General features: G+C 43.2%; 15 protein-coding genes. 8 read left to right on the forward strand and 7 right to left on the reverse strand.

The window, feature by feature from the left end; genetic code table 11:
• Positions 1-97 precede the first annotated feature (97 nt).
• Positions 98-739 carry a bifunctional 4-hydroxy-2-oxoglutarate aldolase/2-dehydro-3-deoxy-phosphogluconate aldolase gene (locus MAS10914_RS0122995; protein ID WP_017318304.1) on the forward strand — a complete coding sequence of 214 codons (642 nt, stop codon included), beginning with the start codon at positions 98-100 and terminating at the stop codon, positions 737-739.
• A 253-nt stretch (positions 740-992) separates the two neighbouring features.
• On the opposite strand, the gene MAS10914_RS0123000 is transcribed toward MAS10914_RS0122995, so the two are convergent.
• Both MAS10914_RS0123000 and MAS10914_RS30865 read right to left on the reverse strand, forming a co-directional pair.
• Complete coding sequence (locus MAS10914_RS0123000) at positions 993-1,769, reverse strand: class I SAM-dependent DNA methyltransferase (protein WP_017318305.1); 777 nt, start codon at positions 1,767-1,769, stop codon at positions 993-995.
• A 123-nt stretch (positions 1,770-1,892) separates the two neighbouring features.
• Positions 1,893-2,330: a hypothetical protein gene (locus MAS10914_RS30865; protein ID WP_232224218.1), complete on the reverse strand. Its 438-nt coding sequence runs from the start codon at positions 2,328-2,330 to the stop codon at positions 1,893-1,895.
• On the opposite strand from MAS10914_RS30865, the gene MAS10914_RS30870 reads away from it, so the two are divergent.
• From MAS10914_RS30870 to MAS10914_RS0123020, 4 genes are all read left to right on the forward strand, one after another.
• Entirely contained in the window at positions 2,317-3,774 is a 1,458-nt protein-coding gene (locus MAS10914_RS30870) for an ATP-binding protein (RefSeq protein WP_232224219.1), read from the forward strand. The two genes, MAS10914_RS30865 and MAS10914_RS30870, sit on opposite strands and share 14 nt — an antisense overlap.
• A gap of 9 nt (positions 3,775-3,783) precedes the next feature.
• The gene (locus tag MAS10914_RS31725) at positions 3,784-4,836 is read left to right on the forward strand and encodes a sensor histidine kinase (protein WP_017318308.1); all 1,053 of its coding nucleotides are present in this window, start codon (positions 3,784-3,786) and stop codon (positions 4,834-4,836) included.
• 3 nt (positions 4,837-4,839) lie between these two features.
• Positions 4,840-5,010, forward strand: a complete 171-nt coding sequence (locus MAS10914_RS36690) for an ATP-binding protein (RefSeq protein WP_408605897.1) — start codon at positions 4,840-4,842, stop codon at positions 5,008-5,010.
• Between the two features lie 107 nt (positions 5,011-5,117).
• Complete coding sequence (locus MAS10914_RS0123020; protein WP_026082758.1) at positions 5,118-5,630, forward strand: L,D-transpeptidase; 513 nt, start codon at positions 5,118-5,120, stop codon at positions 5,628-5,630.
• Between the two features lie 45 nt (positions 5,631-5,675).
• On the opposite strand, the gene MAS10914_RS0123025 is transcribed toward MAS10914_RS0123020, so the two are convergent.
• Together MAS10914_RS0123025 and uvsE are read right to left on the reverse strand one after the other, a co-directional pair.
• Positions 5,676-7,274 (reverse strand): Hsp70 family protein, encoded by a 1,599-nt coding sequence (locus MAS10914_RS0123025; protein ID WP_017318310.1) that lies wholly within the window; start codon positions 7,272-7,274, stop codon positions 5,676-5,678.
• 210 nt (positions 7,275-7,484) lie between these two features.
• On the reverse strand, positions 7,485-8,453 hold the full coding sequence (uvsE, locus tag MAS10914_RS0123030; protein WP_017318311.1) for a UV DNA damage repair endonuclease UvsE: 969 nt from the start codon (positions 8,451-8,453) through the stop codon (positions 7,485-7,487).
• A gap of 440 nt (positions 8,454-8,893) precedes the next feature.
• Here uvsE and MAS10914_RS0123035 point away from each other — a divergent pair, with 440 nt between their 5' ends.
• Positions 8,894-9,112, forward strand: a complete 219-nt coding sequence (locus MAS10914_RS0123035) for a hypothetical protein (protein ID WP_017318312.1) — start codon at positions 8,894-8,896, stop codon at positions 9,110-9,112.
• Between the two features lie 224 nt (positions 9,113-9,336).
• On the opposite strand, the gene MAS10914_RS0123045 is transcribed toward MAS10914_RS0123035, so the two are convergent.
• Entirely contained in the window at positions 9,337-9,762 is a 426-nt protein-coding gene (locus MAS10914_RS0123045) for a type II toxin-antitoxin system VapC family toxin (RefSeq protein WP_017318314.1), read from the reverse strand.
• Positions 9,759-10,055, reverse strand: a complete 297-nt coding sequence (locus MAS10914_RS0123050; protein WP_017318315.1) for a hypothetical protein — start codon at positions 10,053-10,055, stop codon at positions 9,759-9,761. Before MAS10914_RS0123050 ends, MAS10914_RS0123045 begins: the two co-directional genes overlap by 4 nt.
• 1,112 nt (positions 10,056-11,167) lie before the next feature.
• On the opposite strand from MAS10914_RS0123050, the gene MAS10914_RS0123055 reads away from it, so the two are divergent.
• Both MAS10914_RS0123055 and MAS10914_RS0123060 read left to right on the forward strand, forming a co-directional pair.
• Entirely contained in the window at positions 11,168-12,904 is a 1,737-nt protein-coding gene (locus MAS10914_RS0123055) for a S8 family peptidase (RefSeq protein ID WP_017318316.1), read from the forward strand.
• Between the two features lie 124 nt (positions 12,905-13,028).
• Entirely contained in the window at positions 13,029-13,307 is a 279-nt protein-coding gene (locus MAS10914_RS0123060) for a hypothetical protein (protein WP_017318317.1), read from the forward strand.
• 17 nt (positions 13,308-13,324) lie between these two features.
• Here MAS10914_RS0123060 and MAS10914_RS34560 read toward each other — a convergent pair whose 3' ends face one another.
• Positions 13,325-13,504 (reverse strand): hypothetical protein, encoded by a 180-nt coding sequence (locus MAS10914_RS34560; protein ID WP_156818224.1) that lies wholly within the window; start codon positions 13,502-13,504, stop codon positions 13,325-13,327.
• Between the last annotated feature and the right edge of the window lie 27 nt (positions 13,505-13,531).

Genomic DNA, 13,531 nt, shown 5'->3' on the forward strand with positions numbered 1-13,531 from the left:
AAAGATTTAATAATTATTAAGCATAAATGAGAGAGCTAAAAGGTAGAGAGCTACAGTTTATTGTCATTGAAACTACCAAATCTAAAACCTGATAAAGATGTCTGGTGAACCTTGGTTATCACAAATCAAACAACACAAAGCAATTGCAGTTATTCGCGCCCCCCAAGTGTCCTTGACACGCCAAATGGCTTTAGCTGTTGCATCTGGGGGAATGCAGTTAATTGAAATTACCTGGAATAGTGCTGGTGCTACTGAATTGATCGCGCAACTACGAGTAGAATTACCTAAATGTACTATTGGAACTGGTACGCTGCTAAATTTACAGCAAATGAGGGAAGCAATTGCTGCAGGGGCACAGTTTCTCTTCACTCCTCACGTTGACCCAGTCATGATTCAAGCCGCTGTCGATATAGGCGTACCTATCATACCAGGAGCGCTCTCCCCAACCGAAATAATGACCGCTTGGTCTAGTGGGGCAACCTGTGTCAAGGTGTTTCCCGTGGAAGCAGTGGGAGGGGTCAGCTATATCAAAAGTTTGCGAGGACCACTAGGTCATATTCCCTTGATTCCAACAGGGGGTGTCACTTTAGAAAATGCCAAGGAATTTTTACAAGCAGGGGCGAGCGCAGTTGGTTTGAGTAGTCAATTATTTCCCAAACAATGTGTAGATAATGGAGATTGGGAGGGGGTAACTCAACAAGCAGCCAAGTTGATGCAAAAATTAGTCAACACTCAATAGACCTGTTGTCCTCATACCCGTCACCCTTGTCCCCTCATCTCCAGATACAAGATGATTTCGGCAATTATTTATATATTTCGGAAGCGTGGGGCACACGGGAACCTACGCTTGGGGAGATTTGCCCTCTTGGGTGGTTGGCGCAAGCCTGCTGTCTAATGGTGAGTCAATGAACCAAGAATCCCACGGCTTTTTACGGGAATGAGCGCAAAGCGCGATATTCACGTAGCCGTGGGAGTGTCAAAAGGTAATAGGTTCACAAACTTGCCTTACAAACTACAATCTGTTGGGGTGATTCTGAGGTAAACGGTGTCATATCGTAGTCTCCAAACTTGCGCTCAATTGTGAACCCATTATACTTGAGCAACATTTCCAGTTCTTCTGGAAAATACAACCGAAGTTTTAACTCATCAACAACTTCTTCTGTTTCTCCTGGAATATTATAAAACAGCTTTTCTATAAGAATTTGTTGTTCTACAACATATCCCCTTTCGATTGTAACTACGATGTTATCCTTGCCTTCAGGATTTGGGAAGATGCAATCAAGAAATCTTTTTTGGGAAAGGAGAAGTAAATCTAAGAGAAATTTACGAGAAGGATTCATTACATCTATGATTAATGTTCCTCCTGGTTGTAGATGTCTTCTCACACAATCCAAACAGGTTTCTATGTCTTTTAATTTCAACAGACCCATTAGGAGAAAATAAGGTAATATAATCAGGGCAAACTTTTTCTCCAGTTTAAAATCTCGGATATCAGCTTCGAGCCATTCGACTTGAGAAGATTTCTGTTTGGCTACATCTAGCATGGACTGAGAAATATCAATTCCTGTGACTTGAAAACCCTGCTCTGCCAAAGGTATTGATATTCTACCCGTACCACAAGCTAGCTCCAGAATTGGCTCGCCATACTTTCTTGCCAAGTTAAGCCAAAGAGGAATATCTTCCAGCTTTTGATAAAAGTATGACTTACCTGCATTATGATAGCTATCGTACAAACTTCCGTTGAAAAAGAGAGACTTTTTGCCGAACATCTTGAAAAAATATTCCTTTTTTAACGAGTTTTGTCGGAGCTTTTCATCTCATTGATATTGATGCAATTTGAATGCAAACAATATGCTCTTTTAATTACAAAATCGCTGTTGTCATTTTTGTAATTATACTTTTTCTACTACTGAAATGTTTGTCATTTCTTTTATCCGAAGACTAATTTTTGCTACTGTAAGGTAGCCCAAATCAAATGATAGAAGTGCGAAAGAATATGTAAGAGGGAAAAGCTTCATAAAAACTGTCAAAAGCATTGTTATTTCTAGGATAGGACGATATTTGAATATCTGAAAGTATTTTCTATCAGATAAACCGTCCAAAAATTCGTCAAGCACTCCTGCGGTGGTGAGGATTGCAATAGGAAGCCACCTTAAATGAGACTCTAAGCCATCAGACTGTATTAATGTGTATATTCCTGGAACGAGTAATGCTATTAATCCTGATATTCTAAATGCCCAAACATCAAATTTTGACGTGATTGAGACACCAAGGATTATGGCGAGCAGCAATTCTCCAGAAAAAGCATCTAACGCCATGACAATTCCCATTGTTGTTCCTACAAGAAAAACGAGAATCCAGGCAATTTTTTTATTAAAGATTCCCTCGTCGTATACCATGAGCCATGAACTGCGGACTCCCCTCAACGGCATTCTCGGCTACGCCCAAATCCTGCAACGGGATAGAATTACCAGTTCTAAGCAACACGACGGACTCAGCATCATCTACCAATGCGGTTCTCACCTGCTGACACTGATTAATGATGTGTTAGACATCTCTAAAATCGAGGCACAAAAGCTAGAACTCTACCCCACAGACTTTCATTTTGAAAACTTTTTAATGGAAGTTCAGGAAATTTGCCGCATTAAGGCAGAACAAAAAGAAATTGGCTTTAGTTATAAAGCATTAAACCACCTACCCACTGCCATTCATGCTGATGAAAAACGTCTGCGACAAGTGTTGGTTAACCTGTTGGGGAATGCTATTAAATTCACTAATAAAGGTGGCGTGACTTTTAAAGTAGGGGTAATTGCTAATGATCAAGAGCAATTAGCTATTCACAAAATTCGCTTCCAAGTGGAAGATACAGGCGTTGGGATGACTCCCCAACAGTTAGAGAAAATCTTTCTGCCTTTTGAACAGGTGGGAGATAGCTCACGCAAGGCAGAAGGTACTGGCTTAGGACTAGCCATCAGCCGCAAAATTGTGGAAATGATGGGCGGTGAAATTAAAGTCGAGAGTACCTATGGAGAAGGTAGTCAGTTTTGGTTTGACCTCGATTTACTAGAAGCAACAGAGTGGATTGAGTTAGAACAGTCTAAATTGGAGAAAAACGTGATTGGCTATCAAGGCGAGCAACGGACAATCCTGATTGTCGATGACCGTTGGGAAAACCGCGCTGTGATTGTCAATCTGCTCGAACCAATCGGTTTTCAGATGATTGAGGCAAGTCATGGGCAAGAGGGTTTAGAAAAAGCTAGGGAATTTCAACCAGATTTAATTATTACTGACTTAACAATGCCTGTCATGAATGGCTTTGAGATGACTCAATGTTTGCGGAATTTGGAAGTCTTTAAAAATGCACTGATTATTGCTTCTTCTGCAAGTGTGTTTAGCTTTGATCGCCAAAAAAGTCGAGAAGCCGGCTGTGATGATTTTCTTCCCAAACCTGTGCAAGCAACAGAGTTGCTCGACCAATTACAGCATTATTTGGGGTTGGGATGGATTTATAAAACCAAGGACAATGAGGAATTAGCCGCCCAGGCTCAGAACAGTTCCACCCAGGTTAGTGACATGGTCATTCCTCCAACAGAGAAACTTACCTCCCTGTATCAAGCTGCTAAAGGTGGTTATGCTTTGCGTATAGTAGAGGAAGCTAATCGAATCAAGCAACTAGACCCTAAATATACAATCTTTGCTAACCAGGTATTAAAGTTAGCTGAAGAATTTGACGATGAGGCGATCGCTAATTTAGTTAAACCCTTTATGGTCTGAGATTATCAAATGCTACCTCTTCAGCAAAACACTATCTTAATTGTTGATGACATTCCTACAAATATTAAGATTTTAATTGATATTTTGCATCATTCTGGGTTTCAAGTCTCCGTAGCTAAGAATGCTGAAAGTGCGCTTTTAAAAGCACAAGAGACATTACCAGAATTAATTTTATTAGATGTGATCATGCCAGGAATTGATGGGTTTGAAATCTGCCGTCGTCTGAAAGATAACCCAAAAACGAAGCGGATTCCAGTGATTTTTATGACCGCTCTTTCTGATGTTGTCGATAAGGTTAAGGGGTTGCAACTAGGAGCGGTGGATTATATTACTAAACCTATTCAACACGAAGAGGTATTAGCCCGGATTAATGTTCACTTAGAACTGCGTAGAACTCAACTCAAGTTGGTGCAACAGGAAAAAATGTCTTCCTTGGGGCAATTGGTGGCGGGAGTGGCTCACGAAATTAACAATCCAGTGAATTTCATTGAAGGCAACTTGCACTACGCAGCACAATATATCGAAAAATTGCTGAAATTGCTGGAATTATATGAAGTTCAGGCCCCTGATTCCATTGAAAAAATTCCAGCTTATTCAGAGGAAATTGAGCTAGAATTTATTAAGAAAGACCTTCCCAAGGTGTTATCCTCAATGGCAGTGGGGACTAATCGCATTCAGGAAATTGTGCGATCGCTGCGAATATTTTCCCGCTTAGATGAAGCGAAATGTAAGGCAGTGAACTTGCACGATGGCATTGATAGCACCCTAATGCTCTTGGGTAGTCGTCTGAAAGCCACTCAAAAGCGTCCAGAAATTGAGGTAGTTAAGGAATATGGGAATTTGCCCCTAGTTGAATGTTATGCAGGGCAAATAAACCAAGTTTTTATGAACATTCTAGCAAATGCCATTGATGCCATAGAAGAGCCATTTGCCAATAATGATTTGTCCTTAGTGAAAGACAAAGGACAAATTAGGATTGCGACAGTTGTTACACCAGAAAAGAAGAATGTGTTAATTCGGATCGCTGACAATGGAATAGGAATGTCTGAGAATGTAAAATAAAAAATCTTTGACCAATTTTTCACTACCAAACCTGTAGGCAAGGGGACTGGCTTAGGGTTAGCGATCGCCTATTCTATTGTGGTGGAAAAACACGGGGGGACTTTAACTTGTAAGTCAAAATTAGGAGAAGGAACAGAGTTTCTCATCACCTTGGCACTACCGTTTCAATCTTAAATCAGTACAGCGACTTGTATGAAATGTTGGCAGCAGAGGAAAAGGCTCTACTCCCTCTAGTTAGTATAAAAGCTTTCCCCAAAGTCCGTAATTTGAATGAATCTGCCATGAAAAGCCTGAGTTATCCTTACTGGGTGCGTCACTTAAAAATATTCCTGACTGGGACAGCACTGACCTTGAATGTGTTTATGACTTCTTCAAATGAGGTTTGGGCACAATCAAAAAGTCAAACAATTAAACAACAAATACAGACCCTACAACAGTCAACTCAGCGTTGGATTCAAATTAACCTTTCAGACCAACGCTTAACAGCTTGGGAAGGTGGCAAACCTGTCTATGCAATCATTGTTTCTACAGGTAAGAAATCGACCCCGACTCGCACTGGTGTTTTTCAGATTCAATCCAAGCATAAGTCTGCGCGAATGCAGGGTAGGGACTATGACATTCCCGACGTTCCATTTACTATGTATTACAGTGGAAACTATGCAATCCACGGTGCCTATTGGCATCGAAGATTTGGCACGCCAGTCAGCCACGGCTGCGTAAATGTGGCTCCTAATCATGCTAAGTGGCTATTTAAGTGGGCATCAATAGGAACACCAGTGGTGGTGCATAGGTAGATAGTGGTTAGTAGTAAGCGCTTAAGCGCTTACTACAAGACGTGTTTAACTCAACTGTGCCACGAGTTGATTCTCCAACAGCGTTTCACTCGTCAACAAGTCCTCAACCGTGATTCGTAAAAAGCGTTGCTCATCAACTTGAAACAGGATTTTGATGCGATCGCTTCCTGGATAGCCAGGCGGTGTCAGTTGGGCAATTGTTCTGGCACCATCTTTGTCGTTTAGGGGTTTGACGCTGGTTTGAGTGCTGTCAATACGGCGGGTAATCAGGCGATCGCCATCAAAATAAACTTCTGTACCGCCTGTATCTGCTCCCAATTCGCCCATAATTAATTCAATGCTGGGCTGACTCTCCAAAGAAGCGCCCAAGACTAATTCCACCGGCTGCGTCATGGGGTAAGGCTGTCCAGCCTTAATGATAGAATGCCAGTTGTGGCAGCTGTTGCGCCGATCCCAGTAGCGGATGCCGTAGCTGTGGTAAAGAAAATCTTTGAGTTCCACCCCTTGAGCAAGCTGCAAAGCGCCTTGAGCAATAGCTTCAAAAGGACGCTCACAACGAATTTTTTCTGGTTCAAAATACTGCTTGACCCATGTTTGTACTGCGCTTAATTGCACAGTCCCACCAACGAGCAAAACAGCATTAATATCTGAAACTTCTATTCCCTGGCGTCGTGCTTGCTGCAACAGGGAAGCCATCGACTCATCGAGTCGTTCAAAAAACAAGTGTTCTTTGAGGATAGTTTCCAAAGTATCACGATTGAGTTCTAACTCATAACTTTCAAACGTCTCATCGTTGAAATAAACTTCACTTGCTTGGGTTTGGGTTGACAGCTGAATCTTCAACCGTTCTGCGAGTCGCATTGTCAAGGGACTAACCACCAGCCCTTGAGTGTTGGCAAAGTAATTCACCAGCCAATTGTCAATATCAGTACCACCCAAATTTTGCCCAGCTTTCGCCAGTACGCGAGCAGTTTTTACCTTTTGCTTAGAGTCTTCGGCTAGAGACTTATTACCCCACTTGAGAATAAACCCCAAGGGCTTTTGAGCGGTTTGCACGCTTTTATCCAGCCGCACTACAGATAAATCCAAAGTTCCGCCGCCAAAGTCAATTACCAAGAGAATTTCTTGGTCTACCATACCATAGCCTAAAGCCGCTGCTGTCGGTTCATCCAGCATCCGCACTTGTTCGACGCTTAAGGATTGGCAAACTTTTCCCAACCAGTGGCGATAAGCCTCAAAGCTGTCTACAGGTACGGTTAACACCAGAGACTCTATTCCCCCTTGCAGTGGTGCCAATTGCTCAATGACTTGAGAGAGAAACCATTGCCCCACTTGCTCAAAAGTGATGATCTGTCCATCGATTTCAGGTAAGAAACCTTGGATGTCTGCACCGATACCGCGTTTGAAACTGCGGAAAAATCGCGGATCAGTTTTGAGATCAAGACCGCGATCGCGTACTTGTTGTCCTACCAAGACCTGCCCTTTCGCGGCGTCTTCCACGTAAACCAAACTAGGAATCAGTGGGGGGTTGAGACTTTGTTGAATGGATAAACCAGGTATGTTGAGGGTTTCTGGCTCTTGGGTAACAGGGTTCCAGCGAGCAATAACTGTGTTGCTCGTACCAAAATCTATTGCTATTGCCATCTCTTATATTTAAGATTTTACGCTTAGACGTTATGGAGACGCGCCAAGGCACGTCTCTACATCATTATTTATTTGCGTGTCTCTACATGATTATTTGAAATTATTCTCCATAACCCACCAAGAGCGCAAATGGGCGATCGCTTTGCGCGCCCTAGCCTCCAACCGTACTCCGTACGGTTGCCCTGTCTCAGAAGGACAGGGGGCAGGTTTCTAGAAGAAACCTGCCGAGGCTATACGGGCGATTGCTTCTTCCTTGTGCTTGGCTTCGACTTCTATCCAAGGCACTTCTCGGTATACATTAGGCATAGCAGTGATCAAGTCACTGTGTTTTCTGTCACCGAAAGCTTCTTCACCGTTGGAAATATGAACCAACTGCCAGTCTGGGTTTGCCCAAGTTTCGCGTGCAGCATACAACATTTCGGCAACACTTGGATGGTCGTAACTATCTAAGTTTTCATGGCAGATATGGTGATGGGCATCAAATACCAATGGTATTTCAGCCCGTTGGCAGACTTGTAGAATTTCACTGGCGCTGTAGGCGTGTTCGTCATTTTCCAAAGTTAAGCGGCTTTTGATGTTTTCTGGCAATTCTGAAATGACACCTACCAATTGATCTGCACGTTGGGATTTGCCGCCGTGAATATTCATAAGTGACCAAGAGGAACGTGGTAAACCCAGCAAGTCTAGTGTGCGGGCGTGTCGGTCTAAAATTTTGAGACTTGTTGTCACCACGTGTGGTGAATCAGAACTCAGCACAACGTATTGGTCTGGGTGCAATACCATTCTGATGCCCAATCTTTCCGCTCTTTGCCCGATTTTGGCTAAATCTGCACTCATCTTCTCTAAAACAGTTGCCCCAATTTCGTCCTCTAAGTCACTCATAGGAAATAACCCAGAGGGCATCCGATAAAGCCGTATCGAGTTTCGCACGCAGAAAGTTAATGCCAGATCCAAGCGCTGTAAGTTCTCCCGATAAAGGACTTTCAGGGCTGTTTCACGTTGCTCTTCTGGGAGTTGTAAGTAGCGTGTGCGCGTTATTGTCCGAAAGCGCACCTCTTTGGAAAATGTAATGCAAACCAGCCCTAAGTGCGGTGGAGCAGTTTTTTGCAACTGCTGTACATGAGGTGAATTGTTGATTGCAATCCCTGATAGGGATTTGGAGTCCCGCGCTGCTGACATCTTACATCTCGCTATTACGCCACTTCTTTGATTTAACTCATTTTTACCCGTGAGTGATGAGTATCCAAAGACGGAAATGAATATGAGGAATTTCTACTTGAGTCATGTCGTACAAGTATATCTGTCTTCAGAAAGATTTCTAAGTAAAAATAAATAATTATTAAATTAATTGTCAAAACTGTAACAGAATAATTTGATATCAGTAGCTAATATAACTTGACAAAAATCACATCATGCTAAAGTATCGATATAAAGAATGCTATGTTACATATGTACCTTATGGTAGTGATGTCAAGTAGATTAAATATTTATTAATATAGAATATAAATTAATGTTGAGTTCAATCAAACGGAAACTCCCATACCAGAAATGAACCAGTCGCGAACCTCCGCTACTGGTGCATCCTTTAACCATCAGATTCTTCACTTATGGAGAAAATAATGAATAACCAACAATCATCAGACGCTAATCAATTTGTGGGAAATCTTAAGAATGGAATTTGGGTGTTTGGCATCTCATCGTGGATATTTGGCATAACCGATCGCAGTATTGCTTCGTTTTCCGATGGCTATTTGTCTGCTTTGGATCTCACCCAACTGTTTACCGCTGCAACCTTCTTTGTGGCTTGGTTATTTCTCAAGCCGACATCTAGGGCATAATTCAATGTTTGATTTTGTATTTTGGATTGAATGCAAATGTAGCAGCCATAAAATCAAGTAGAAGCAGACGTCTTGTTCCTATCACGACCCCCCTTTCCCCGATCACTCCCCTCCTACTGACGGCGATCGCTCTCATCAAAGTAACCACATTCTACCCTTTCCACCTAGGATGTGCCTGAGATCGCAACCAGTCACCCTGTGTACCAGTTGCGTAAGTCCTAAGTTTATCTCGTCAATGACTCCCGCAACAACGCCCGAAAACCTGCTTGAACAAAATGCACATCCGCCGTTACAGCATCAGTCAAACCTTGTTCCCACATCACCACAAAAGAAATGCAGTCTGTCAAACCCCAGGTTTTGTCAGGACGCTCATTGTAAAGCTGTAACGCACGAGTGAACAATGGCGTATCCACCGTGACCACTTGTAAATTAGCTGTATGATAACACTGTTGGATAAATTGCACTGCTGCAGGACGATTGACAGCACCCAAGGCATTAGCAACTTCCACCAACACTGCTTCCGTAACCCAAACAGCTGCGGCTGCTCGCACTCTTGGCAGAAACACTTTAGACTGAGCATGATACTGGTCACGTTTATTCAGCAAAGCTTGGATAAACACCGTGTCCAAAAATAAGCGCTCATCGCTCATTCTCCGTCTTCTGTCTCTCGCTTGGGCGTACCATATAAATAATGGTCATGCTCACTCGACCAATCCGGTGGCGCTTCTATCGTTCCCGTCATTGCCTCTAGCACATCCCAAGCATCACCTGCTACAGATGGTTCACTGAACTCTTGAATCGTAATCACATAGCGCGTGTTCGGTTTTAAATCCAAAGGTGCATCAGGATGTAAAACATCGCCATCAAATACAGCTGTGACTCTTTTGTTCATCACCAGTAGCGCCTCTATCTCTGCCAACAAAGATTTTAGCCAATACTTCAAATGTTTTCCTGATTCTTTAACTATTCTGAGCGTTATCCACACAGAAGCTAAAAAGGAACTTGATGCTGTGATCGCCTCTTTCAGTTCTGGGGGAAATTAGCAAGCAGAAATTACGCATACGTGATTTGCTTCCAAAGCATAGGCTCGCGCCCACTTTCCCCAGAACCAAGGCTGCGGCGATACGCCTTTAGGCGTCTGCCCTTCGGGCAATCGCTCTATTGTTTCATTGACACTCTCACCTTCACAGGCGAAGCCTTGAAGGGAGATTCTTGCTTCAACAGGTTTTTCTAGCCCACTGGGGTATAACGAGTTAAAAGCTCTCCCACCGGCACTGACCCCGACAGATTCCCCTCCACAAGCATCTGTTTTACTACCACGGGCTGCCCGACCGCAGTCACAAAATACTTATTCTGATGTATCGTTTGTCTGATTCACAACATTCGACCCCCCTGTTAATCAGGTATTTCTTTTTGGTGATGCGAGTTGTCTGGTGGAGAAACACCAATCTTGCCTAACCCTAACTTTTTTGGTGGCAAGTATATTCTACTACACCAAGGTATTGCGAAGCCATGTTTTTTATTGGTCGCAATTCATCTCACCCTTAAGGCGAAGCCTGTAACGGGAGATGAATTGCGACATCCAAGATAGCTTTGCCGGAGTTAAAACTGAGCGCCCAGCAAGTGTGTCAGTGTAATGCCTACTCTGCATTCCTTTAACTGGCATCTACAACGCACTAAAGCTGATTTTAGGGGCAAGTTTGCTTAAGCGAAAACTGCATAAGTTACTTTTACTGTTTCCTAAGCCTTACCTTATCAGCAGTTTCTTTCTATCTCTGGAGGTATAGACAAATTTTACACAATTTTAACTTATCACCAATGCACGCACCCAGATTATTGTCCCAGGGATTTTAATTCTCGCTAAAACCGGGAAAAACCTAAAATTTTTCATAATTCATAATTTATAATTCTTCACTTCTTACCCAAAACTCGTAAATCGTAAATTAAGATAGTCGCACAAAGAGTTGAAAGCCTAATAAAGCGCCTTTTCTATATGATGCTGAGGCAACTTATCTAGCTAAAATCTTCCAGAAATTCAACTTCAGTTGAGGTCAAATGAGACACGAAAAACTATCTCCAGGACTGCTATTAGCATTTGAAGATTATCAACGGGAAGGACAGGAGGCTTTAACTCCACAGATACGAACGCTGAGTATAGTTCCCCCCAAAAACAATCTCAAGCCAACCCGTAGCGTAGTTTTTATCTACTGTGACGAACACGCAGACTTGAGTTACCTATCACAACGAGGTATTGAAGTCAACCAAAATGTAGGGAGTGTCCGGACGGCTTTCTTACCTATAAACAGTTTAGACACCTTATCTGAAGACCCTGCCATCCATCGCATCAAGCCATCGCGCAAACTTGAACTGCGGATGGACGTTGCCAAAAGCGCAGTCTATATACCGGAGTTTACAAAGAAAAATAAGTCCCTGACGGGCAAGGGAGTTATTATCGGTATTATCGACAGTGGCATTGACCCGAAACACCCCGCCTTTCAAGGACGCATTTTACGCATTTGGGATCAGACATTATCTGGTCCGGGAGTATTAGAAGGCAAATATGGAGCGGAATTAACTGGCTCATTATTGACAGTTTCCCAAGATACAAACGGTCACGGCACGCACGTTGCTGGAATTGCTGCTGGTGTTGATGCTAAATATGGTGGTGTAGCGCCAGAGGCAGAATTGATCATCGTCAGGTGCGACTTGGTAGAAGGTCACATTGCTGATGCTGTCCGCTACATTTTCCGGGTAGCACGAGAATTAGGACGTCCAGCAGTGGTCAATATGAGCTTGGGCGGACACTTTGACCCTCACGATGGGAGCGACTCGCTATCAAAAATCATTGACTCTGAAACTGGTCCTGGACGCATAGTTTGCTGTGCTGCAGGCAATGAGGGCAACGATAACATTCACGGTCAAGCAATTGTACGTGCCGGAAAGACGCATACCATGCGTTTCAATGTGCCATTAAATCAAACGGGCATGGCAATATTAAACGCTTGGTATTCAAGTGCTGGTCAATTGGAAGTGTCCCTACGTAGTCCCAATGGCTTCGTCACTCCCTACCAACCAATCATTGCTGAAGGCAATTATACAAAGGAATACACCTTGCAAGATGCGCGGGTGCAAGTCGCAACACCAAAACGCGATCCAGCAAACGGCGACTATAATGTTTTCCTACAAATTCGCGGTACAGGTAAGGGAAATTTTAGCTCGCCCGTACCGGGTGGAATTTGGCAGTTGCGGGTCAAAAACACTTCCTCTCAAGATGTGCGGCTGGATGTATGGACATTAGATGGGTCGGTGTTATTTACAGGTAAGAGTGTAGCTGACTCAGTGAAAATTGGTTCCCCTGGATGTGCCAGCAGTGCAATTACAGTTGCTGCCTATACAACAAAGGAGAAGTATACCGACATAGACAACAAGGTGCAAGAATTTGGCTTCCCGCTCAATACGATTTCTGATTTTAGCAGTGAAGGACCTTTGCGGAATGGTGCTCAAAAGCCAGATGTCGCAGCACCGGGAGCGATGATTGTTTCCGCCCTCTCTTCCAATGCCAATTTTGATCACTCGATGATCATTAATTCCAAGTTTGTGGCGTTAGCTGGTACGAGTATGGCGGCGCCCTTCGTCACTGGTTTGATAGCACTGCTGTTGCAGCGTAACCCCAATCTTGAGCCAAAGGCTATTAAAGACCTACTTCGTAAAAATAGTTCCATACCAGGTAAACCAGCAGGAAGCTTTGATAACCAATGGGGCTATGGACTGATTAATGCGCTCAATCTATAGTTGGAGATAGAGATAGACATATCAAGTCCGTACAACGGTAGGTATTGACAACCTAATAAATCTGATAGGTTGATGATAGGGTAAGCTGTTTTGCTTGCCCTTGTTGACTGACTGCGAGGAGTTTATGGATTATCAGAAGCTAGATACCGCCCTTGCAATGGCGCTTAATGATGTTGATAGCGCACAAGAGCCTAATTTGAATGTTTTTATTCACACCAAACCGGACGCAGACTCAACGGGTGCAACTGCTATGTTGGAAAATTTAGGTGTTCCAGATGTTACGCCCGAAAAGGATATTTTCACAGCAACCCTGTCGCCAAATGCAATTTCTCAGTTGTCGGAGCAGCCTTGGGTGCAGTATATCAAGTTGTCTCAAAAAATGCGTTTGCTTAATCGTCGGTGATATCAAGTTCGTTTCATTCAGCCTCTTGCAAATTTTCCAGCTTCTGTTTTGTCTAAGTCCCAATAGGTGGAGGGCGATCGCGCGGAGCGGAGTGCTGAAGGCGATCGCCCTCCACGATGCGAGGAAATTTTTAGAACTGGATAAAAGTTTTCCGAAATTGACAACGCTCTGGTTGTAGTCTTTGTTAGATTACTCATTTATAACTAACTTTTATAACAAGCCAA

This window comes from Mastigocladopsis repens PCC 10914 (assembly GCF_000315565.1).
GTDB classification, from domain to species: Bacteria; Cyanobacteriota; Cyanobacteriia; order Cyanobacteriales; family Nostocaceae; genus Mastigocladopsis; species Mastigocladopsis repens.